Origin of the sequence: Paraburkholderia sp. ZP32-5 (genome assembly GCF_021390495.1) — a bacterium.
GTDB lineage: Bacteria > Pseudomonadota > Gammaproteobacteria > Burkholderiales > Burkholderiaceae > Paraburkholderia.
On record NZ_JAJEJP010000001.1, the window covers coordinates 4230927 to 4254111 of the forward strand.

Sequence of the window (23185 nt, forward strand, 5' to 3'; positions counted from 1 at the left end):
TCTTTGATACCAGGCACAGGCCCGGCGAAAGACTAAAAGTTTCGCGAATCGTACGCCTTCAAATAAAAAGGTGCAACCAATCTCGAACGATGGTTGCACCCTCTGGCAAGCCTTGTGTGGCGGGGGTTTCCGGCTGGCGGAGCGAGGCCCGCCGGGCGCGGTTGCGATCGGTACTTTCCCTGGCGTGATTCTTTTCTCAATAAGCCTTATCAAACGACTTCACGCGCCGATATACAGATGCACGGCGACGGACGGCCCAAACGTCTGTTTTTAAGGGCACGCAAAAAGATAAACGGGGTTCTCGAGGGTTGGTGAGATGGAAAAGTGGCTGGTAATACTGGGCATCTGGGTGATGTGCGCGGCCTGTGCTGTGTTCTTCATTCGCGGGGCGACGGCTAGCTCGGCCAAGCGGGAGCGCGAGGAAGAGGAGCGGCGCGCGCGAGCGGCATCGCGTGGATCGTCGGCGAATACGACGCGGGCCGCGGCGAACGATTGACGTAGTCGGGCGTGGCGTATTCGGGGCGGACTGGATGGCGCCCTGTTTGCGCACAGCTTGCGCACCGTTTGTGCGCTCGATGCCTGACGTTGATGCCCGAAGGTGTGATGAGACCCGCAGGCAGCGTGAGCCCGCGGCATAGGCCGCTCCGATTCAGCGCGGCGGAATGGTTTCGGCCTGCGCACGCGGCTCGAAGCGCGCGCAGTAATCGCCAGGCGACACGAGCTGGTCGTGCAGTCTACACAGCCGGCTATCGGCGACGCTCGCCCCGAATCCCGAACTCAACGTCGTGAGGCCGGCGATGCGCTGCTCAAGCGCATCGCGACTCTCCACCCGATGCAGGCAAGCCGCGCAGCACGGCCCGCGCGCGGCTGCTGCACAGGCGGCGAAGAAGCGCCCGCTCAGCATCGGCATCTTCACGAGCCCTGCCCCAAGCTGTTCCAGTACGACGCGAACGCGTGCGCGGACAGCGCGTAACCAATCGCGACATTAACCACGACGCCCGCCGTGAAGGCGAGGAACGGTTTCAGCCCGGTCGCCGCCAACGAGCGGAAGCGCGTCGTCAGGCCGATGCTGAGGAAACAGAAAGTGAACGCCCAGGTGCGCAACACCGTGATCGGCGCGACGAATTCGGGCGTGACGATCTTGCGGTAATCGGCCAGCGAATAATGGCTCGCGATCCACGTGACGAGAGCCGACGCAATCACGAAGCCGATCACGAACTTCGGGAAACGCGCCCAGATCTCGCCAGCATTGGCGCGCGCGGTCACGCCGCTGTCCTGCGCTTCCCAGCGCGTCGTCGCGACGATCGCCAGCACGAACGCCCAGATGCCGATCCAGATATCACGGCCGACCACCTTCATCAGCGTGAATGACTGCAACGCCGCATCCGGTGTTCCGGCAATCGCGCCGCCCGCGCTGCGCGCAAAATCGCCATAGGCCTGCGCGGCGGCGATGCCGGCCGCGTCGGCGAATTCGGACGTGCCGATCCATGCGCCGGCGATGGCCGTCGGCAGCCCGAGCGAACGCGATGCAAATGGCAGCACGAAGATCATCACGATCGCCCACAACACGACGAGCGTGATCGCGACCGACGCCTGCTCGCGCTTTGCACGTACCGCGCCGGCAATCGCGATCGCCGCCGACACGCCGCATACGGCGCCGCCCACGCCGAGCACGGCGGCAAAGCGCCGATCGAGCCCGAATGCCCGCGCGGTGAGGAAGATCACGAAGAACGTGACCAGCGACACGATGCTGGCCTGCGCAACCGCCACCGGCCCCGCCCATACGAGCAACGTGAACGGCAACGTCGCGCCGAGCAGCACGATGCCGACCTTGATGTAAAACTCGACGCGCAAGCCGGCCACCAGCCATTCCGGCGGAGTAAACACATTGGACACGATCAGCCCGAGTGCCAGCGCGACGAGCGGCGGTTCGAGGTTGTACTTCGACGCATCCACCCACGCGCCGAGTATCAGGATCAGCGCGGAGACGACAAAGACCACCAGGAATGCCGCCAGAAATGCCCCAACGCGTTGCCTGAGCAGTGCGACGCTGACGCCGAATAGCAGCGCAAACGCAGCAAATAGCGCGAAGTAGTTTGGAAAATGACGGCTGAAGTCTTGCGCGGCCTGGCCGATGTTCGACCATTTGGCTGGTGCCACGGCAAGCCATTTGATGCTGCCGCCGGACGCAAACAACGCCCATGCAATCACGATTACGAGCAGGCCGACGGCGGCGGCGAGCCAATCCTCGGTCGTCGAAAAGCCGCCGCCCGTGGTCGTGACGGGTGTGCTTTGTGTACCTTGCCGTTGCGTGGGCGCGCCGCTCGCCGGCACGCTGTGATGGGTGTCGCTCATGGCGGATGCCCCGATAAAAGTTGAGTGGCACCGGCGCGGAGTTGTTGTCGTTTTGCCCGAAGTTGCGCCGATTTGGCGACTATAGGTGAGCGCCCGCGCAAAGCGAAACGATCATTCGCTCTATGAATATGACGTAAAGAAGTATGGCGCGCGCAAGCCGGCTGCTGGCGTCAGATGTCGAGCGGGTCGACTTCGAGGCTCCAGCGCAACACGCCCTTCAGGCCGCGCAACAGCGGCTGCCATGCGCGCAGCGTGGCCTGCAGCGCGGTGCGCGAAGCGCTTTCGATCAGCAACTGCGCGCGATGCACGTGCATCACCTTGACTATCGTGAGCGGCACCGCGTCGTAGACCGTCACGCGCTCGGCGGCGGGGATGTGAGCAAGTTCGGCGGCGGCCTGCTGCAGAAACGCCAGCGCCGCTTCCAGCGTGCGCCCTTCGGCGCGCAGCAGCGCCTGATAAACGAACGGCGGCAGATGCGCGTCGCGCCGCTCGGCGAGCGTCGCATTGGCGAAACCGACATAGTCGTGGCGGCTCAGCGCGTGATACAGCGCGTGGCGCGGATATCGTGTCTGCACCAGCACCTCGCCCGGCAGGCCGGCTCGTCCCGCGCGGCCGCTCACCTGCATCAGTTGCGCGAAAAGACGCTCGCCGGCACGGAAGTCGTGCGAAAAGAGCGCAGTATCGGCGTTCAGCACGCCAACGAGCGACACGCGCTGGAAATCGTGCCCCTTCGCGATCATCTGGGTGCCGACGAGAATGTCGACCTCGCCCGCGTGGACATCCGAAAACAGCGCCTGCGCGCTGCCCTTGCGGCGCGTGCTATCGGCATCGATGCGCAGCACGCGGGCGCCCGGCACCGCGCTCGCGAGGGTTTCCTCGACGCGCTGTGTGCCGCGCCCCATCGGCGCGATGTCGACGTTGCCGCACTCCGGACACGAGCGCGGAATCCGCGCCTCCCAGCCGCAGTGGTGGCAGCGCAGCGCGCGCTCCGGCTTGTGCAGCACCACGTAGGCGCTGCAACGCGGACAGCCTGCGACCCAGCCGCACGCATCGCACGCGAGTTGCGGCGCGTAGCCGCGGCGATTCAGGAACACGAGACTCTGTTCGCCGCGTTCGAGCCGCGCCTTCAGCGCGGCGACCAGCGGCCCCGACAGACCTTCGATCGATGCCCGGCCGCGCCGGCGCTCGTCTTCGAGATCGATCAGTTTCACCGCCGGCAGTACGGCTTCGGCGACCGCGCGACGCGACAACGTGAGCCGCTTGTAGCGCCCTTGATCGGCTTGCCACCAGCTCTCCAGCGACGGTGTCGCCGAGCCCAGCACGACCGGCACGCCAAGCTGCTTCGCCCGATAGATCGCGAGATCGCGCGCTGAATAACGCAGGCCTTCCTGCTGCTTGTAGGCCGGGTCGTGCTCTTCGTCGACCACGATGATCGCGAGATGCGGCAACGACGCGAGCACCGCGAGCCGCGTGCCGAGCACGATGCGAGCACGCCCCGTGTGCGCGGCGAACCAGTTGCGGGCGCGCTCGCCTTCCGCGAGGCCGCTGTGCAGCGTGACGATCGCGGTGTCGTCGAGCGCGGCGAAGCGCGCGCGGAAGGCTGCCTCGAACTGCGGCGTCAGGTTGATTTCGGGCACCAGCACCAGTGCCTGCGCGTCGGGCTTCACGGCCAGAATTTCGGCGAGCGCGCGCAGATACACCTCGGTCTTGCCGCTGCCGGTCACGCCGTGCAGCAGGAACGGTGCGAAGCCGTCGGCGTCGCGGATCGCCTCGACAGCGGCGGTCTGTTCGTCGGTGAGCGTGGGGAGGGCCGGCGCGGGGGCGTCCGGCTGTGCCGCAGCGGCCGGCAGCGCGGCGGCTTCGATCACATCGAGTTCGACCCAACCGGCCGCCTGCCACGTGTCGAGCGTCGCCAGCGCCTTGGGATGCAGCGCGCGGGCGTCGGCGGCGAGCAGGAAGTCGGCGTCGGCCAGCGCCTGCGCAAGTTTTCGGAGCGCGGTCGCGCGGGCGGGCAACGCGTCGGGCAGCGCCGCGCGCCCTGCGGGCGTCAGCCGGTAGCGCTCTTCCGGAGCGAACAGTCGCGACCAGCGCGACGCGTCGCGTAACGCCTGAGGCAGCGCCGGCAGCGCTACTTCGCCGAGACCGCGTTGATAGTAGTCCGCGGCAAATGCGGCGAGCGCGAGCCAGTGCCCGGACAGTGGCGGACACGCGCTGCAAATCTGATCCACTGCTTTCAGGCGCTCCGCCGGCACGTCGCTGTGAGTGGCCACTTCGCACACCAGACCCACTACGTGCCGCTTGCCGAACGGCACGCTGACGAGCGTCCCCGGCACGGCGCCGCCGGGTGTGTCACAGCGATAGTCGAACAGGGTCGGCAGCGGATGATCCAGCGCGACGCGGACGAACAGTTCGCTCACGCGGTGCCGTGGAGAAAATGAGCCGCGATTGCGTGAGCCCTCGAACCCGAGAGGATCGCCAACGAGGCGGCGACGCCGAAGTTAAAGTAAAACTTCAATTTCGCCGCTAAGTTTTGGATTCGGCTGAACAATTGCAATCGGCGCGGCGCCTGTGGATAACTTTGTTGAGAACTTGGCCTCGAAGGGCCGCAAACGGCGTCGCAGCGGCGTTTTGTGGGTTTTCGCACATTTCCTCGCGATCCCCGCAAACCCTTGCCAGACAAGGCTTAGATCAAATACGCCGACAGTGCGCAAGGGGCGGGGTACGATTAAAGCATCTACCGCGCCGCAGCGTGAAGAATGTGTATAAGTCAAGTCTTGACATTCCCGAGATCGCCATCTGACGGCCTCTGCGCGGCATATCCGTTCTTAGGCCGAGAGCCCACTTCGCCGCACCGCAACAAAAAAATGGTAACGATTACGGCTTCACGCCGGGGTATGCGCACCACTGCGAATCGCGCGACTGTGGCGATGCACTTCGTCGACCAGCTCTGCGACATGCTCGGGCGGCGTGAATTGCGAGATGCCGTGACCGAGGTTGAAAACATGCCCCGGGTAGTTGCCAAAGCTGTCCAGCACCGCGCGCGCCTCCATGCGGATCGCGGCGGGCGGCGCAAACAGCACCGACGGGTCGATATTGCCCTGAAGCGCGACCTTGCCGCCGACTCGCTCGCGCGCGCTGCTGAGATTCACCGTCCAGTCGAGGCCGACCGCGTCGACGCCGCTCGCGGCGATGTCTTCAAGCCACAGGCCGCCGCCTTTCGTGAAGGCGATCACCGGGATCTTTTCGCCGTCGTGCTCGCGCTTCAACTGACTGACAACCTGCTGGATGTAGTGCAGCGAGAAACGTTGATAGATGCCGTCGGCAAGCGCCCCACCCCACGTATCGAAAATCATCACGGCTTGCGCGCCGGCTTCGATCTGCGCGTTCAGATAAGCCGCGACCGAACGCGCGTTGACGTCGAGAATCCGGTGCAATAGATCGGGACGCGCATAGAGCATCGATTTGACGGTACGGAAATCCGCGGAGCCACTGCCTTCGACCATATAGCACGCGAGTGTCCACGGGCTGCCCGAAAAGCCGATCAGCGGCACCCTCTGGCGGCCTTGCGCATCTTTGAGCGCCCCGCGGATCTCGCGCAGCGCATCGGTCACATAGCGCAGCGTGGCGTCGATATCCGGCACGGCGAGACGCGCGACGTCCTCTTCGGTGCGAACCGGACGGGCGAATTTCGGCCCCTCGCCATTGACGAATTCCAGCCCCAGGCCCATTGCGTCGGGCACCGTCAGGATGTCGGAGAACAGGATCGCGGCGTCGAGCGGATAACGCTCGAGCGGCTGCAACGTGACTTCCGTCGCGAAAGCCGGATTCTTCGCAAGGCCGAGGAAGCTGCCCGCGCGAGCGCGCGTGGCGTTGTATTCCGGCAGATAACGGCCAGCCTGGCGCATCAGCCAGATCGGCGTGTAGTCAGTCGGCTGGCGCAGCAGTGCGCGCAGGAAAGTGTCGTTCAGGAGTTGATGGGCCACGTTGCGTACGACTGAGACTAAAGGGCAATGGCGCATTTTACCGGACCCGGCTCGCCGCATCGCGTGTGAATCGGACGATAACTGTCGCGTCGAGGGCGTCGGGCCGGGCTCGCGGCCCGAATTGCGAACATCCGCTACCTCGCGCAGGCGCCATGGGCATGGGTTCACGCGATCGTTGTCTTTGCCGGCGCAGCCCGACCTGGCTGAATGGCTAATGTTCAAGCTCGCATTGGCGGGCTACTATCCGACAGCCTTACCAATTAACTACACACAACAAGGAGACTCGATGAACAAGGCAGCTCTCGCAATGCTCGGCGCGCTCGCCGGACTGTTGATGCACGTGGGCGTAGCCAGTGCGCAAACCGCGCCGGCCGCGCCGGCCGCGCCGTCCCGGCTCGACGAAATCATGAGCCGCGGCACGCTGCGCGCCTGTACGACCGGCGACTACAAGCCGTACTCGTTCTATAAAGCGGACGGACAGTTCGAAGGCATCGATATCGACATGGCCGAGTCGCTCGCCAAATCGCTCGGCGTGAAATTGGAGTTGGTCAAGACGTCATGGTCGAACCTGATGAACGACTTCGTCGCGAAATGCGATATCGGCATCGGTGGCGTATCGCCCACGCTCGATCGGCAGAAGCACGCGTTCTTTACGCAGGCTTATATGATCGACGGCAAAACGCCGATCGCCCGCTGCGACGACGTCAACAAGTTCCAGACGGTCGCGCAGATCGACCAGCCGAACGTGCGAGTCATCGTGAATCCCGGTGGCACCAATGAGCGTTTCGCGAAGCAGTACTTCCCGCACGCGAGCGTCACCGTTTATCCAGACAACGTAACGATCTTCAAGCAGATTCTCGCCGGCAAGGCGGACGTCATGGTGACAGACGCATCGGAGACCCTGCTGCAACAGAAGCTGAATCCGGGCCTGTGTTCAGTGCATCCGGACAAGCCTTTCCAGTATGGCGAGAAGGCGTGGTTGCTGCCGCGTGGCGACGTCGCGTTCCAACAGTACGTCGATCAATGGCTGCATCTCGCACGGGCCACCGGCGAGTATCAGAGCATTTCGGATAAGTGGTTGAAGTAAGGCTAAAGGTTGCCGAGGCTGGCCGCCCGCCACTATTTGTCCTCATGGAGGCCGGCCAGCCGTTCGAGACCACGTGGTTTAAATTCAAGAACGATGATGTAACCAACGACGACGCAGCGCGCCAAAGTGGTTTATCTGATCAGCATGAGTGAGGTTCACTCGTCCCTTTTTATGTCCATCCGAAAATGAGGGCGAAGTGCTGCGTTGCAGCACCTCATCACGCTTTCCGCTGAAGAATTTCGCGAGTTCGATGAAGTTCCTGTAACACGTGGGACTCGCGGCTCTAAGGATGCAAATACAACCACTTCATGCGCAATCGACTGAACTATTAATGCGGCGATATGCGTCGCGAATAGCATCAATCATGCGTATGAAATTGCGCGAAAGTCATCGGTAATAGTTGCGGTTCAAATGCATTAATTTAGCAATAAATCCCGCTCCGCCTTACCTGGCGGGCGTTACAACCTGAAACACTTTGTTACCGCCTTCATAGGGTAATTCGCCCACAATGCCCTCAACGGTTTCAACACGGATGTGGCTGGGTGCGTGGTGTGAGCGGATACGATGCATCTGCCGGTCGGCTTTGCCGAAGCCCTGTAAAGGGGCATCCTTGCTGGAGCCGCAGTCGGCGCAGGGTCGCCGTGATAGTCGGTTCCATCTTTGGTCTCCTCGCGCTAACCCCGTAGCGTGTGGTTTTTAGCGGGCTCCAGGCCCGCTTTTTTTTCGCCTGCCCAAACGTTTGCGCGAGCTAAAAGGCCATAGCCCCGCGCTCGCGCACCTTTCCCTTATCTCGTTCGGCTGTGACGCAGACGCTATCAAAGCGTCATGCCGTCTTCCCTTCTTCCAGCTTCAGCTCGCTGATCATTTTTTCGCGCATGATGAATTTCTGTACCTTGCCCGTTACGGTCATCGGTAATTCGTCAACGAAGCGGATGTATCTCGGCACCTTGTAGTGCGCGATTTGCCCGTGGCAAAACTCGCGGATATCTTCCGCCGTCGCCTGTTCGCCTGAGCGCAGCACGATCCACGCGCAAACCTCCTCGCCGTATTTCGTGTCGGGCACACCGAACACCTGCACGCTCTGGATTTTCGGGTGGCGAAACAGAAATTCCTCGATTTCCCGCGGATAGATGTTTTCGCCACCGCGAATCAGCATGTCCTTCAGGCGGCCGACGATATTGCAATAGCCCTCGCTATCGAGCGTTGCCAGATCACCAGTGTGCATCCAGCCGTCGACGATGCTTTCGCGCGTCTTCGCGTCGTCGCCCCAATAGCCGAGCATGACCGAGTAGCCGCGCGTACAGAGTTCGCCGGTCGAGCCGACCGGCACGATATTACCGAGGGGATCGATGATCTTTACCTCGAGATGCGGCTGGATGCGGCCCACCGTCGTGGTCCGCTTGTCGAGCGGATCCGCCGTCGAGCTCTGGAACGACACCGGGCTCGTCTCCGTCATTCCATAAGCGATCGTGATCTCGCTCAGATGCATCTTCGAGACGACCTTCTTCATCGTTTCGATCGGGCACGGCGAGCCAGCCATGATCCCAGTGCGCAGACGAGAGAAATCGTAGGACGCAAAATCCGGGTGCTCGAGTTCGGCGATGAACATCGTCGGTACGCCGTGCAACGCGGTGCACTGTTCCTCCGCGGTGGCTGCGAGCGTCGCCGCGGGGTCGAAACCCTCGCCGGGGAACACCATGTTCGCGCCAACCGACACGCATGCGAGCACCGAAAGCACCATCCCGAAGCAGTGGTACAACGGCACCGGAATGCAGAGGCCGTCCTGTTCGCCGAGCCGCATCGCCATCGCGATATAGCGCGCGTTATTCACGACGTTGCTGTGCGTGAGCGTTGCGCCTTTCGGATTGCCGGTCGTACCGCTCGTGAACTGGATATTGATCGGCTCGTGGCATGACAGGGTGGCGCCGATCGCGTTGAGCTTGCCGACGTCGAGGTCTACACGCCCGCGCTCGATCACATCCGAGAAGCTCAGCATGCCCGGCGTTTCCGTGTCGCACATACGGATCACGTAGCGCAACTCCGGCAACCGCGCGGCATGGAGTTCACCGGGCGCGTGGGTTGCCAGTTCGGGCGCGAGCTCCTGCAGCATCTCGAGATACTTCGACGTCTTGAAGCGCTCGGCTGCGATGATCGCCTTGCAGCCAACCTTGTTCAGCGCATATTCGAGTTCCGACAGCCGATAGGCGGGATTGATGTTGACGAGAATCGCGCCGATGCGCGCGGTTGCGAACTGGGTCAGTAGCCACTCGACTCGGTTCGGCGACCAGATGCCGACACGATCGCCCCTTGCGATACCGAGTGCGAGCAGCCCGGACGCCAGCACGTCCACCTCGTTAGCGAACTCGGCCCACGTCCAGCGAATGCCTTGCTCACGGAAGACCACCGCGGGCCGCTCAGGAAAGCGTGCGGTGGTATCGCGCAGAAACTCACCGACGGTCGCTTCGCTCAACGGAATTTCGGTCGATCCGCGAACGTACGATAGTCCGTCTTTGGGCTCGATGAGTGCACCTTCGCCCGACATTTGCGCTGCCATGGTGTTGTCTCCGTGAGCGCGAGCGCGCTCGATTGAAATGAGTTTGAAATCGATTGTGCACTGGCGTGTGTCGAGCGGGCATCAAGTCTTACCCGCAGCGCATTCGCGCGGCGGATACCGATTGCCAACACCGTCGACCAGTCACCCTGTGAATTCTGCTGACCTTTCCGTAAACGTCAACTTAATAGCAAAAAAAAGCAGCCGTGAGGGCTGCTTTTTTCCGCTGCATATTGCCTTAGTGCTGACCACGCAGCTTGCGCAGACGCTGGATTGCCGCGAGCTGAGCCGTCGCGTACGCGAGTTCCGCTTGCGCGGTTGCGTACTCGAGGTTCGAACCCGTGTTCTGCAGCGCCTCTTCCGCGCGCTTGCGTGCGTCTTCAGCCTTGGCTTCGTCGAGATCCTTCCCGCGGATCGCGGTGTCGGCGAGAACCGTCACTGCACCCGGCTGGATTTCGAGGATGCCGCCGGCGACGAACACGAACTCTTCTTCGCCGTTTTCAGCTTCGATGCGCACCGCACCCGGACGAATCCGCGTGATGAGCGGCGTGTGGCCCGGCAGAATGCCGAGTTCACCGGCTTCGCCCGGTAGCGCGACGAACTTCGCCTGGCCTGAGAAGATCTGCTCTTCCGCGCTGACGACGTCTACCTTGATTGTTGCCATAAGTGTCGACTCCTGTCGACGAGAGCTGGCGCCTTAGCGTTCACTCTCGTCTCATACAAGGCTGGGTTGAGTGTAGTGCGAGGCGAGATAGGTCACGAATGACTTATGACTCAGCCGGTATGAACCCGTCACGCCTACTACTTACGCCCCACCTTTACTGGATCTTCTTGGCCTTTTCGAAGGCTTCGTCGATCGTGCCGACCATGTAGAACGCCTGTTCCGGCAGGTGGTCGCACTCGCCTTCAACGATCATCTTGAAGCCACGGATCGTTTCCTTCAGCGGCACGTACTTGCCCGGCGAACCCGTGAACACTTCAGCGACGTGGAACGGCTGCGACAGGAAACGCTGGATCTTACGAGCGCGCGCGACGGCGAGCTTGTCTTCCGGCGCCAGTTCGTCCATACCCAGAATCGCGATGATGTCGCGCAGTTCCTTGTAGCGCTGCAGCGTTTGCTGCACACCGCGCGTGATCGAGTAGTGCTCTTCGCCGATCACGTTCGGGTCGATCTGACGCGAGGTCGAATCGAGCGGGTCGACTGCCGGGTAGATACCCAGCGAAGCGATGTCACGCGACAACACGACCGTTGCGTCCAGGTGACCGAAAGTCGTAGCCGGCGACGGGTCGGTCAAGTCGTCCGCAGGGACGTACACGGCCTGCACCGACGTGATCGAGCCGGTCTTGGTCGACGTAATACGCTCTTGCAGCTTGCCCATTTCTTCAGCCAGCGTCGGCTGATAGCCCACTGCCGACGGCATACGGCCGAGCAGTGCCGACACTTCGGTACCGGCCAGCGTGAAACGGTAGATGTTGTCGACGAAGAACAGCACGTCGAGACCTTCGTCACGGAAATGCTCAGCCATCGTCAGGCCGGTCAGCGCGACGCGCAGACGGTTGCCCGGCGGCTCGTTCATCTGGCCGTACACCAGCGCGACCTTGTCGAGAACGTTCGAGTCCTTCATTTCATGATAGAAGTCGTTCCCTTCGCGGGTACGCTCGCCCACACCGGCGAACACGGAGTAACCACCGTGTTCCTTCGCGATGTTGTTGATCAGTTCCATCATGTTCACGGTCTTGCCCACGCCGGCGCCACCGAACAGCCCCACCTTACCGCCCTTCGCGAACGGGCAGATCAGGTCGATAACCTTGATGCCGGTTTCGAGCAGTTCGGTCGACGGCGACAGTTCGTCGAACGCCGGAGCCTTCTGGTGGATCGCGCGCGTGGTTTCGCTCGAGATCGGGCCGGCTTCGTCGATCGGACGACCCAGCACGTCCATGATGCGGCCGAGGGTCGGCTTGCCGACCGGAACGCTGATCGGGTTGCCGGTGTTCTTCACGATCGTGCCGCGGCGCAGACCGTCCGAAGCACCCAGACAGATGGTACGGACCACGCCGTCGCCCAGCTGCTGCTGGACTTCGAGCGTCAGCTCCGAACCTTCGAGAATGAGCGCGTCGTAAATCTTCGGCATGGTTTCACGCGGAAATTCCACGTCGATCACCGCGCCGATGCACTGTACGATCTTGCCTTCTACCAAAGCAGTTGTACTCATCGCTTTTCCTTTAGATACTTAATTCTTCACTCGCGCAAAGGCGCAGTTTCTTCGATGGGTGCGCCGCGAAGGCGCACACCGCGACATGCCTGATCAGGATCAGACCGCCGCCGCTCCACCGACGATTTCCGACAGTTCTTTCGTGATCGCGGCCTGACGGCTCTTGTTGTACACGAGCTGCAGATCGTTGATGACCGTCTTCGCATTGTCCGAAGCGGCCTTCATCGCCACCATCCGGGCCGACTGCTCCGATGCCATGTTTTCCGCGACGGCCTGATAGACCAGCGCTTCGACATAACGCACCAGCAGTTCGTCCACCACGGCCTGCGCATCCGGCTCGTAGATGTAGTCCCACTGAGTGCTCGGCGTCGTGCCGTCTTCTTCCTTGCGCTCGAACTGGTCCGCCGACAGCGGCAACAGTTGCTCGATCACCGGCTCCTGCTTCATCGTGTTGACGAAGCGCGTGTACGCGAGGTACACCGCCGAGACCTTGCCTTCCGAGTACAGGTCCAGTTGGACTTTTACCGCGCCGATCAGCTTTTCCAGATGCGGTGTATCGCCCAACTGCACGACGTTCGACACGACCTTCGCCTGCAGACGGTTCAGGAAACCCAGACCCTTGCTGCCGATCGCGGTTGCTTCGACAGTCTTGCTCTGGCCTTCCAGTTCCTTGAACTTCTGCAGCGTTGCGCGCAGCACGTTGGTGTTCATGCCGCCGCACAGACCTTTATCGGTCGTGACGAGGATGATGCCAGCCGCCTTCGCACCTTCGTTCGACACCATGAACGGGTGACGATACTCCGGGTTCGCACGGCTCATGTGCGCAGCAATATCGCGGACCTTGTCGGCGTACGGGCGAGCAGCGCGCATGCGCTCCTGAGCGCGGCGCATCTTCGATGCGGCCACCATCTCCATCGCTTTCGTGATCTTGCGCGTGTTTTGCACGCTCTTGATCTTGCCGCGAATTTCCTTCATTCCAGCCATTGCTTGCTCCTTTGTAGGCCCGAGTTAGCGCGGAAGCGCCTACTCGGGTCCCGTGCAAAGCGGCCAAAGCAGCGCGGGAACATTCTCATGCGGCCCGCGCCGCTTCAAGGTCCGCTTACGCCTTGCGAGTCACTCGCGGATCAATAAGCGCCGGACTTCTTGAAGTCTTTGACGGCCGTGTGCAGCAGGCCTTCGTCGTCCTTCGAGAGTTCCTTGGTATCTTCGATGCGCTTGATCAGGTCAGCATGGCTCGCCTTCAGGAATTCGCGCAGGCCCTTCTCGAACGGCAGGACTTGAGCAACTTCGAGGTCGTCGAGGTAGCCGTTGTTCGCCGCGAACAGCGACACAGCCAGTTCCCACACCTGCAGCGGCTGATACTGCGGCTGCTTGAGCAGTTCCGTCACGCGGCGGCCGCGTTCGAGCTGCTTGCGGGTCGCTTCGTCGAGGTCCGATGCGAACTGCGCGAACGCAGCCAGTTCACGGTACTGTGCGAGGTCGGTACGGATACCGCCCGACAACTTCTTCACGACCTTGGTCTGAGCCGCACCGCCCACACGCGACACCGACACGCCGGCGTTAATTGCCGGGCGGATACCTGCGTTGAAGAGGTCGGTTTCAAGGAAGATCTGGCCGTCGGTAATCGAGATCACGTTCGTCGGAACGAATGCGGTCACGTCGCCTGCCTGCGTTTCGATGACCGGCAGTGCCGTCAGCGAACCGCTCTTGCCTTTCACTTCGCCGTTCGTGAACTTCTCGACGTACTCTTCCGAGACGCGAGCAGCACGCTCGAGCAGACGCGAGTGCAGATAGAACACGTCACCCGGATAAGCTTCGCGGCCCGGCGGACGGCGCAGCAGCAGCGAGATCTGACGGTATGCCCAAGCCTGCTTGGTCAAGTCGTCATAAACGATCAGCGCGTCCTGGCCGCGATCGCGGAAGTATTCGCCCATCGTGCAGCCGGCGTACGGTGCAAGGTACTGCATCGCGGCCGAATCCGAAGCCGAAGCGGCGACGACGATCGTGTATTCGAGCGCGCCCGATTCTTCGAGCTTGCGCACCACGTTCATGATCGACGAAGCCTTCTGGCCGATCGCGACGTAGATACAGACGAGGTTCTTGCCCTTCTGGTTGATGATCGCGTCGACTGCGACTGCGGTCTTGCCGCACTGACGGTCGCCGATGATCAGCTCGCGCTGGCCGCGGCCGATCGGCACCATCGAGTCGATCGACTTCAGACCGGTCTGCACCGGCTCCGAAACCGACTTACGCCAGATCACGCCCGGAGCGATCTTTTCGATCGCGTCGGTCATCTTCGTGTTGAGCGGACCCTTGCCGTCGATCGGGTTGCCGAGTGCGTCGACCACGCGGCCGAGCAGTTCCGGACCCACCGGCACTTCGAGAATGCGGCCCGTCGTCTTGACGATGTCGCCTTCCGAAATGTGTTCGTACTCACCCAGAATCACGGCGCCGACCGAGTCGCGCTCGAGGTTCAGCGCGAGACCGAAGGTGTTGCCCGGGAATTCGAGCATTTCGCCCTGCATCACTTCCGACAGGCCGTGGATACGCACGATACCGTCGGTCACGGAGATCACGGTGCCCTGGTTGCGAACGTCTGCGCTCGCGTCAAGGCCCTGGATCCGGCTCTTGATCAGCTCGCTGATCTCAGAGGGATTGAGTTGCATTATTCGCTCCTGATAGTCAATTCTGTTGCGTGCCAGCCGCTTCAGCGCGAAGCGCTTCAGGCCGTCAGGGCCGTTTGCATGCTGGCAAGCCGCGCGCGGACCGAGGTATCGAGCACTTCGTCGCCGACCGTCACGCGCACGCCGCCGATCAACGACTGGTCGACTTCGACCGTCGGCTTCAGCTTGCGCTTGAACTTGCGTTCGAGGCTTGCGACGAGTTCGTTCAACTGCGCATCTTCGAGCGGGAATGCGCTGACGATCAGCACATCTGCCGCCCCTTCACGGGCGTTCTTCAACTCTTCGAACTGCGAGGCGATTTCCGGCAGCAATTGCAGGCGATGGTTATCCACCAGCATCTGCACCAGATTCTTCGCTTGCGCGTTGTCCTTGAGCGGCGACTTGACCGCGGCCAGCAGCAGATCGCTGACCTGGGCACGGCTCACTTTCGGGCTCGAGGCGACCGACAGCACTTCGGGCAGACGCGCAACCTGTGCCAGCTCCTGCACGAGCGTGGACCAGGCGGCGATGTCACCAGCTTCGGCCACGCCAAACAGCGCTTCCGCGTACGGACGGGCGATGGTTGCAAGTTCGGCCATGATCAGAGCTCGGCTTTCAGTTGATTCAGCAGGTCAGCGTGCGCTGCCTGGTCGACTTCACGCTTCAGGATCTGTTCGGCGCCCTTCACGGCGAGTGCGGCGACTTCGCCGCGCAGCGTTTCGCGCGCCTTGATGACTTGCTGATCCGCGTCGGCCTTCGCTTGCGCGATGATGCGAGCGGCTTCAGCCTGTGCCTGAGCCTTGATTTCGTCGGCAACTGCCACTGCGCGCTTTTCCGCGTCGGCAATGCGTTGCTGACCGTCGTTGCGTGCCTGAGCGAGTTCCTGGTCGACGCGCTTGTGCGCCGCTTCGAGTTCCTGCTTGCCCTTTTCCGCGGCCGACAGACCGTCGGCGATCTTCTTCGCGCGCTCGTCGAGGGCGTTGATCAGCGGCGGCCACACGAACTTCATCGTGAACCACGCGAGGATCAGGAACACGACCATTTGCGCAAACAGAGTTGCGTTGAGATTCACGGTGTTTCCTTAAACGTTGCTAGTTCGGAAAGTGAAACGGCAAGGCGCTCATCGATTCTGCTCGATCAGCGCCCCAGTACCCGTTCCGCCCTGCGTCTTTACCAGTTATAGCTCAGACGCAAACCTCCGAGGAACCTCAGCCTGCCAGCTTCGACAGCAGCGGGTTTGCGAACGCAAACAGCATTGCCACACCAACGCCAATCAGGAACGCCGCATCGATCAGACCAGCCAGCAGGAACATCTTGGTTTGCAGCGGGTTCATCAGTTCCGGTTGACGGGCGCATGCTTCGATGTACTTGCCGCCCATCAGACCGATACCGATACAGGCGCCGATTGCACCCAGGCCGATGATGATGCCGATACCGATGGCGGTCAGACCCTGGATGTTGGCGATGAAAGCTTGCATGATCACTCCTTTGTGAAAAGTCTTTTAGAACTGGTTGGAACTGGGATTTGAAAAACTACGATTCTTTTACTGAGCGCGCGGATTAGTGCGCGTCGTGTGCCTGGCCGATATACACCAGCGTCAGCATCATGAAAATGAACGCCTGCAGCAGAACGATCAGGATGTGGAAGATCGACCACACTGTGCCGGCGACCACGTGGCCGATGAAGCCAAGCACCGTCGTGTCCGCGCCGAAGCTCCAGAGGCTGCCGAGCAGGGCAATCAGCAGGAACAACAGCTCACCCGCATACATGTTGCCGAACAGCCGCATGCCGAGCGAGACCGTCTTCGCGACGAACTCGATGATGTTCAGTGCAAGATTCGGGATCCACAGCAGCGGATGCGCGCCGAACGGAGCGGACAGCAGCTCATGGATGAAGCCGCCAGCGCCTTTGATCTTGAAGTTGTAGTAAATCATCAGCACGAACACGCCGAGCGCGATGCCGATCGTGCCGTTCAGGTCGGCGGTCGGTACGAGACGGTGGTGCGGGATGACTTCAGAGAGACCCAGCCAGCCAATCACACGGCCCGGCAGGTCGACGGGGACAAAGTCGAGCGAATTCATCAGCGCGACCCAGACGAACACGGTCAGCGCGAGCGGTGCGATGAAAGTGCGCGAGCCGTGGATCATCGCCTTCGATTGATCCTCGACCATTTCGACCAGCATTTCGATTGCGCATTGGAAACGGCCCGGCACGCCGGACGTTGCCTTGCGGGCTGCCAGATGCAGCACGAAGATCGTGACGAGACCGCACACGATCGACCAGAAGAGGGTGTCCAGATTCCACACGTGGATGTCGAAGATCGACGTCTGATGCGCGGTGGAAAAGTTCTGCAAGTGGTGCGCGATGTACTCGGACGGGTCCATTGCACGCGTGCCTTCGCTAGCTGCCATATCGTTAAAGCCACCCAAATTGTCGAAAATCGTCTGAGGCCGCTCCCGCCGAAATGCTCTATTGCGGGAACACACCGGGTGCGGGGTTAGTCATATCCGCGCACCTGCTGCCGGTGCCACGCGCCGGCCTGAAATTCTTTTTGCCGCTATTTTTTGTGCTGCTACCCTAGCGCCACGCTAGGGCAATCCAATACGTTTTCAGCGCGATGAGGTAGGTCACGAGCAGCGGAATCCAGCGTACGTCGTGATACCAAAAGGCGATCGCTACAAACATCGCGATCGTTGTCCCCATCTTGAGCGCTTCGCCGATCATCCAGCTCATCACTGTCTCGGCGCCACTCAGTTTTTTCAGGCGCGTCGCGAACAACGCGCCCGGCACCCAGCAAATTGCCCCCCCGAGGAACGCGGACAGCGCAGCAGCGCCCGGCGGCTTGTAGAACAGCCACCACACCAGCGTTGCAACCAGGGACAAAACCATTTGCGCAGCGACGACCCTGAAAGGCGTCACTCGCGATGGACGACCCACGTCAGGACCAAACAGCTTTTCTGCCTCAGCCCGCGTGAGCGGAACGATGTTGTTTTCTTCCTGCCCGTCATCCCACGCTTCGCCTGGATCAAACTGCCGACTGGCAGACGTATCGGAAGCGGTGCGTTCTGTACGGTGTCCGTCGTGCCCGTTGTTTGGCGACGGATTCGACGTTTTGACCGCCATCGCTATATTCCGAATGTCTTGTTCCAGCCCGCGAGCTTACGCAGTACTTACGGGGTTGCCGTGCAATTAAATCCGGGCGATTGTAAGCGATAGTTGCAGGCAATTCAAGACTTTAGGCTGCCCTATCGCCTGCGCGAAAAGCCCCGTCACGATGCGGCAAAACGCTTGCCGGCAGGGCGAAACACGTCAAATGTAAGGTGGGCGCGGGACGGCCTGATCAATGCGTCAAATCATGCCGATTGAAGCTTGCCAGTGAGCTGTTTCGATGCCGTGGCAGACGTCTCGAAAATGCAACAAATGCTGTTTCGACGCGAACCAGCGAAGGTTCGACTCCAGCCGAAACGCTGTGCAAGGCAAATTGGAGATTGCGGAGATGAAGCCCCAGTGATAGCAGCTCGTAAGAATAACTACATCTGCACTACCGCACGTACACTCCAAGGATGCCTGAATATTTGAGAGCTAACTACTCGGAATCGACGGGGTTAAGGCATGTGCGATGCGAGGGAAATAGCCGCCGCACGCCAAGCTCGAAGATTTGAAACTGCGACAATTTGTGGCAGGGACCGTGCTGAGAGGATGAATAGCTTGCGAGGCACGCATACGCCCTCCCATAAGCTATTCACTCATCTTTTTTATCGATCTCTTCGACTACGTCAGACGTTGGCATTACCGCGCAGACGGACAAGAATGCCTTCCAATGCATCGAGATCGCCGAAGTCCACCAGCACCTGACCACGACCGCGCCGGCCAAGTTTGATTTTGACCGTAGCCGATAACAGGTCCGACAGTTCTTCTTCGAGCCGGCGCGTGTCCCGGCCGCCATCCGGATTCGCGCGTGCCTTGACCGCGGGCGTCACCTTCGCCGTCGTTGTAACGAGCTTTTCGGTCTCGCGCACGGATAGGCGCTTGTTGACGACCTGGTTCGCGAGCGTGATCTGCGTCGCGGCATCGACGGCGAGCAGCGCGCGAGCGTGTCCCATGTCCAGATCGCCGGCGAGCAGCATCGTCTGCACGGGCGACGCGAGGTTGAGCAGGCGAAGCAGGTTCGACACCGCGCTGCGCGAGCGACCAACCGACTCCGCCGCCTGCTCGTGCGTGAAATTGAACTCATCGAGCAGACGCTGAATGCCTTGCGCTTCTTCGAGCGGATTCAGATCTTCGCGTTGAATATTCTCGATCAACGCCATCGCCGCGGCAGCCTGGTCCGGCACATCCTTCACCAGCACCGGCACCTCTTCCAGGCCCGCGATCCGCGCCGCGCGGAAACGCCGCTCGCCGGCAATGATCTCGTACCGGTCCGCCGCGATCGGGCGTACGAGAATCGGCTGCATCAGCCCCTGAGCGCGAATACTCGCCGCTAGCTCCTGCAGCGCGCCTTCGTCCATCCGCGTGCGCGGCTGATACTTGCCCGCCTGCATCTTGCCGAGCGGCAACACGTTCGGCGCGCCATCGATGACCACCGCCTCGGTGATATCCGCGGTGCCACCAAGCAATGCCTCCAGGCCGCGACCCAACCCCTTCTTTCTCGCTACTGCATTCATCGTGCTTCCTCGATCCGCTTAGGATGCCTGGGGCGCGTCGTTCAGCGCGCGCACCCGCTCAATCATTTCGGCGCCGAACTGCACGTACGCCTGCGCGCCACGTGACGCCCTGTCGAACACCACACCGGGCAACCCGTAGCTGGGCGCCTCGGCAAGTCGGACATTGCGCGGGATGACCGCGTCGAATACCTTGTCGCCGAAATGCTCTTTCAACTGATCCGAGACCTGCTGTTGAAGCGTGATGCGCGGATCGAACATCACGCGCAGCAGGCCGATCACCTTCAGGTCGCGATTCAGATTCGCGTGTACCTGCTTGATCGTATTGACGAGATCGGACAGACCCTCGAGCGCGAAGTACTCGCACTGCATCGGGATCACAACGCCATGTGCGGCGCACAGTCCGTTGAGTGTCAGCAGCGACAAAGCCGGCGGGCAATCGATCAGCACGAAATCGTATTCGCTCTCGACATTGGCGAGCGCGGCCTTCAGCTGACGCTCGCGATTCTGCATGCCGACGAGTTCCACCTCGGCGCCCGCGAGTTCGCGGTTAGCGGGCACCACGTCGTAGCCGACGGCCTCCGGCCGCACGCGCGCATCGGCCACGGCCACGTTATCCACGAGTATTTCGTAGACGGTATTCGTGCATTCGGCCTTGTCGATACCGCTGCCCATCGTGGCGTTGCCCTGCGGGTCCAGATCGATGAGAAGGACACGCTGCCCCTGCGCTGCAAGGCTCGCGGCCAGATTGACTGCGGTGGTCGTCTTGCCGACACCACCCTTCTGGTTCGCAACGCAGAAGATTTTTGCCATCGTTGGTGTGTCCCTTTTGCTGCTTGGATGAAGTAAAAAACGTTGGTGGAACTTCAAGCGGCAGTGACCGTCAGTTTTCGGCGTCCACCCGCACCTTGATCAGATGCCGCTCCGCGTCGAGCGACGGTACGTCCAACCGGATGACCTGTTCCACATGGGCGCCGGCTGGCAGACGCTCGATTTCACCGTCCGGCCGCACGCCCTTCATCGCCCAGATTGCACCCCGCTCCGCAACCAGATGACGGGCCAGTGTAACGAAATCCGAGAGTTCTGCGAATGCGCGCGAAACGATTACGTCGAACTTTGCCGGTACTTCGGCGCCGGGTCGCAGCGTCTCGACCCGACCCGTTACGACCGACAGATTCGTCAGCCCAAGCTCCGCTTTCGCCTGCGCCTGGAAAGCCGTCTTTTTGTGGACGATGTCATTCGTGGTGACGGTCCACTCAGGCAATACGATCGCGAGCACGATACCCGGCAGACCGCCGCCCGAACCAACATCCAGCACCGACGACGGCCCGAGCGGCGCGAGATGCGGCACGATCGAAAGCGAATCGAGAATGTGCTGAATCAGCATCTGTCGTGGATCGCGGATCGCCGTCAGGTTATAGACTGCGTTCCACTTTGCCAGCAGCGCCACATAGTCGAGCAGCTTGTGCTGCTGAGCGTCGTTCAATTCGAGACCGAGTTCGCGAACGCCGTCTGCCAGCAGCGGTGCCAATGTTTGCAGGTCGGCGCCCTTCTGACCTGCGGTCATTGAGTCACCGGCTTGCTGTCGATGCCGGGTTCGGCGGATTTCGGCGGTCGGCGGCCAAGGCCGCGCTTCAAATGAACCATCAGCAACGAGATAGCCGCCGGCGTAATGCCGGAGATGCGCGACGCCTGACCGATCGTCTCAGGCCGGAACTGCATCAGCTTCTGGCGCGCCTCGAACGACAAGCCGCGAACCTCGGTGTAGTCCAGCCCATCCGGCAGTCGCGTGTTCTCGTGTGCCTCATTGCGTTCAATTTCGCCAGCCTGACGATCGATATAGCCCTGATATTTGATGCCAATCTCGATCTGTTCCTTGATCTGCGCAAGCAATACCGGATCTTCCGCGAGCGCTTCTGGCGCACCACAGGCACCGGCGAGCAGACCGCAAACGCCGTCATAGCCGACGCCAGGGCGGCGCAGCAGGTCCGCCAGGCTGTACTCGTGATCGATCTGCTTGCCCAACAGCGCGGTCGCTTCATCGGCGGGTAACGTCTTAGGATTGACCCACGTCGTGCGAAGGCGCTCTGTTTCACGTGAAACAGCGTCGCGCTTGCGGCTGAATGCGTCCCAGCGAGCGTCGTCGACCACACCAAGCTCCCGGCCGATTTCGGTCAGACGCATGTCGGCATTATCTTCGCGCAGACTCAGACGATATTCGGCACGGCTCGTGAACATCCGGTATGGCTCGGATACACCGCGCGTGACCAGATCGTCGACGAGCACGCCCAGGTAGGCCTGGTCGCGGCGCGGACACCATGCGTCCTTACCCTGAACGAAAAGACCCGCGTTAATACCGGCCAGCATGCCTTGCGCCGCCGCTTCCTCATAGCCGGTAGTCCCGTTGATCTGCCCGGCGAAGAACAGCCCGCTGATCACCTTCGTTTCCAGCGACGCCTTCAGCCCACGCGGATCGAAATAATCGTATTCGATCGCATAGCCGGGTCGCAGGATGTGCGCATGTTCGAGACCGCACATCGAACGCACCAGTTCGAGCTGCACGTCGAACGGCAGGCTCGTCGAAATCCCGTTCGGATAGAACTCGTTGGTCGTCAGCCCTTCCGGCTCGAGGTAGATCTGATGCGATTCTTTCGAAGCAAAACGGTGAATCTTGTCCTCGATCGAAGGACAGTAGCGCGGCCCTACCCCTTCAATGACGCCGGTGTACATCGGCGAACGATCGAGACCGCCGCGAATGATGTCGTGCGTACGCTGATTGGTATGCGTGACCCAGCACGGCACCTGACGCGGATGCTGCTCGACGCGCCCGAGGAACGAGAATACCGGCACCGGATGGAGGTCACCCGGCTGCTCTTCGAGCTGTGAATAGTCGATCGTACGGCCATCAATACGCGGCGGCGTCCCGGTCTTGAGCCGGCCCTGCGGCAGCTTCAATTCCTTCAGACGTGCGGACAGCGAGACCGCAGCCGGATCGCCCGCGCGGCCGCCAGTGTAGTTATTCAATCCGACGTGAATCTTGCCGTCCAGGAACGTGCCGGCCGTCAGCACCACTGCGCGTGAGCGGAAGCGGATTCCCACTTGCGTGACGGCGCCGACCACGCGATCGCCTTCCACCATCAGATCGTCGACGGCCTGCTGGAACAGCCAAAGATTCGGTTGATTCTCGAGCCGGTGCCGGATCGCCGCCTTGTACAGCACGCGATCGGCCTGCGCACGCGTTGCGCGGACCGCCGGCCCTTTGGACGAATTCAGGATCCGAAACTGAATGCCGCTTTCATCGGTTGCGGCCGCCATGGCGCCGCCGAGCGCATCGACTTCCTTGACCAGATGGCCCTTGCCAATTCCGCCAATCGACGGATTGCAGCTCATCTGCCCGAGGGTTTCAATGTTATGGGTCAAAAGCAGCGTTTTGTTACCCATGCGCGCCGACGCCAAAGCGGCTTCGGTACCGGCATGACCACCGCCGACGACGATTACGTCAAATTCTGAGGGAAAAAGCATCGCGAGATCTCACGCCAGATCGTCGCGTGAGCCTTCAAAGGAAAATGTATGGGCGAATTATAACGGGTTCGGTTTAGGCCCGAATTTCGTCCGAATGGCCAAACAATAAAAAAGCGGTGTGTTTCACGTGAAACACACCGCTTGAAAAC

20 protein-coding genes are annotated in these 23185 nt (G+C 61.4%); 2 read left to right on the plus strand and 18 right to left on the minus strand.

The window, feature by feature from the left end; genetic code table 11:
• Nucleotides 1-316 precede the first annotated feature (316 nt).
• Entirely contained in the window at nucleotides 317-496 is a 180-nt protein-coding gene (locus L0U82_RS18360) for a hypothetical protein (protein ID WP_233832880.1), read from the plus strand.
• Nucleotides 497-649: 153 nt separating this feature from the next.
• Here the strand turns inward: L0U82_RS18360 and L0U82_RS18365 are convergent, their stop codons facing one another.
• The 4 genes from L0U82_RS18365 to hemE form a co-directional block, all read right to left on the minus strand.
• Nucleotides 650-910, minus strand: a complete 261-nt coding sequence (locus tag L0U82_RS18365; protein ID WP_233833346.1) for a hypothetical protein — start codon at nucleotides 908-910, stop codon at nucleotides 650-652.
• A gap of 2 nt (nucleotides 911-912) precedes the next feature.
• Nucleotides 913-2355 (minus strand): YeiH family protein, encoded by a 1443-nt coding sequence (locus tag L0U82_RS18370; RefSeq protein WP_233832882.1) that lies wholly within the window; start codon nucleotides 2353-2355, stop codon nucleotides 913-915.
• 170 nt (nucleotides 2356-2525) lie between these two features.
• Nucleotides 2526-4772 carry a primosomal protein N' gene (locus L0U82_RS18375; RefSeq protein ID WP_233832884.1) on the minus strand — a complete coding sequence of 749 codons (2247 nt, stop codon included), beginning with the start codon at nucleotides 4770-4772 and terminating at the stop codon, nucleotides 2526-2528.
• Nucleotides 4773-5237: 465 nt separating this feature from the next.
• A complete protein-coding gene (gene hemE / locus L0U82_RS18380; RefSeq protein WP_233832886.1) occupies nucleotides 5238-6338 on the minus strand; it encodes a uroporphyrinogen decarboxylase in 1101 nt (366 codons plus the stop codon).
• A 286-nt stretch (nucleotides 6339-6624) separates the two neighbouring features.
• On the opposite strand from hemE, the gene L0U82_RS18385 reads away from it, so the two are divergent.
• Entirely contained in the window at nucleotides 6625-7425 is an 801-nt protein-coding gene (locus L0U82_RS18385) for a transporter substrate-binding domain-containing protein (RefSeq protein WP_233832888.1), read from the plus strand.
• A gap of 823 nt (nucleotides 7426-8248) precedes the next feature.
• Here the strand turns inward: L0U82_RS18385 and L0U82_RS18390 are convergent.
• The 14 genes from L0U82_RS18390 to mnmG all read right to left on the minus strand — a co-directional run bounded on the left by L0U82_RS18390 (nucleotide 8249) and on the right by mnmG (nucleotide 23036).
• Entirely contained in the window at nucleotides 8249-9979 is a 1731-nt protein-coding gene (locus L0U82_RS18390) for an AMP-binding protein (RefSeq protein WP_233832890.1), read from the minus strand.
• A gap of 235 nt (nucleotides 9980-10214) precedes the next feature.
• Complete coding sequence (locus L0U82_RS18395) at nucleotides 10215-10640, minus strand: F0F1 ATP synthase subunit epsilon (protein ID WP_007180027.1); 426 nt, start codon at nucleotides 10638-10640, stop codon at nucleotides 10215-10217.
• Nucleotides 10641-10794: 154 nt separating this feature from the next.
• Nucleotides 10795-12189, minus strand: a complete 1395-nt coding sequence (gene atpD / locus L0U82_RS18400) for a F0F1 ATP synthase subunit beta (RefSeq protein ID WP_027199260.1) — start codon at nucleotides 12187-12189, stop codon at nucleotides 10795-10797.
• A 99-nt stretch (nucleotides 12190-12288) separates the two neighbouring features.
• Nucleotides 12289-13173: a F0F1 ATP synthase subunit gamma gene (gene atpG / locus L0U82_RS18405; RefSeq protein WP_233832892.1), complete on the minus strand. Its 885-nt coding sequence runs from the start codon at nucleotides 13171-13173 to the stop codon at nucleotides 12289-12291.
• A 140-nt stretch (nucleotides 13174-13313) separates the two neighbouring features.
• On the minus strand, nucleotides 13314-14855 hold the full coding sequence (atpA, locus tag L0U82_RS18410) for a F0F1 ATP synthase subunit alpha (RefSeq protein WP_233832894.1): 1542 nt from the start codon (nucleotides 14853-14855) through the stop codon (nucleotides 13314-13316).
• Nucleotides 14856-14911: 56 nt separating this feature from the next.
• A complete protein-coding gene (locus L0U82_RS18415; protein ID WP_233832896.1) occupies nucleotides 14912-15451 on the minus strand; it encodes a F0F1 ATP synthase subunit delta in 540 nt (179 codons plus the stop codon).
• 2 nt (nucleotides 15452-15453) lie between these two features.
• Nucleotides 15454-15924 (minus strand): F0F1 ATP synthase subunit B, encoded by a 471-nt coding sequence (locus tag L0U82_RS18420; protein WP_233832898.1) that lies wholly within the window; start codon nucleotides 15922-15924, stop codon nucleotides 15454-15456.
• 136 nt (nucleotides 15925-16060) lie between these two features.
• Nucleotides 16061-16330: a F0F1 ATP synthase subunit C gene (gene atpE, locus L0U82_RS18425; protein WP_007180033.1), complete on the minus strand. Its 270-nt coding sequence runs from the start codon at nucleotides 16328-16330 to the stop codon at nucleotides 16061-16063.
• A gap of 82 nt (nucleotides 16331-16412) precedes the next feature.
• On the minus strand, nucleotides 16413-17264 hold the full coding sequence (gene atpB, locus L0U82_RS18430; protein ID WP_233832900.1) for a F0F1 ATP synthase subunit A: 852 nt from the start codon (nucleotides 17262-17264) through the stop codon (nucleotides 16413-16415).
• A gap of 166 nt (nucleotides 17265-17430) precedes the next feature.
• Complete coding sequence (locus tag L0U82_RS18435) at nucleotides 17431-17976, minus strand: ATP synthase subunit I (RefSeq protein ID WP_233832902.1); 546 nt, start codon at nucleotides 17974-17976, stop codon at nucleotides 17431-17433.
• 653 nt (nucleotides 17977-18629) lie between these two features.
• Complete coding sequence (locus L0U82_RS18440; RefSeq protein ID WP_233832904.1) at nucleotides 18630-19517, minus strand: ParB/RepB/Spo0J family partition protein; 888 nt, start codon at nucleotides 19515-19517, stop codon at nucleotides 18630-18632.
• Between the two features lie 18 nt (nucleotides 19518-19535).
• Nucleotides 19536-20327 carry a ParA family protein gene (locus L0U82_RS18445; protein WP_233832906.1) on the minus strand — a complete coding sequence of 264 codons (792 nt, stop codon included), beginning with the start codon at nucleotides 20325-20327 and terminating at the stop codon, nucleotides 19536-19538.
• Between the two features lie 70 nt (nucleotides 20328-20397).
• Nucleotides 20398-21081: a 16S rRNA (guanine(527)-N(7))-methyltransferase RsmG gene (gene rsmG / locus L0U82_RS18450; protein ID WP_233832908.1), complete on the minus strand. Its 684-nt coding sequence runs from the start codon at nucleotides 21079-21081 to the stop codon at nucleotides 20398-20400.
• Nucleotides 21078-23036, minus strand: coding sequence for a tRNA uridine-5-carboxymethylaminomethyl(34) synthesis enzyme MnmG (mnmG, locus tag L0U82_RS18455; RefSeq protein ID WP_233832910.1), 1959 nt, complete (start codon nucleotides 23034-23036; stop codon nucleotides 21078-21080). The genes rsmG and mnmG overlap by 4 nt, the downstream gene beginning before the upstream one ends.
• Between the last annotated feature and the right edge of the window lie 149 nt (nucleotides 23037-23185).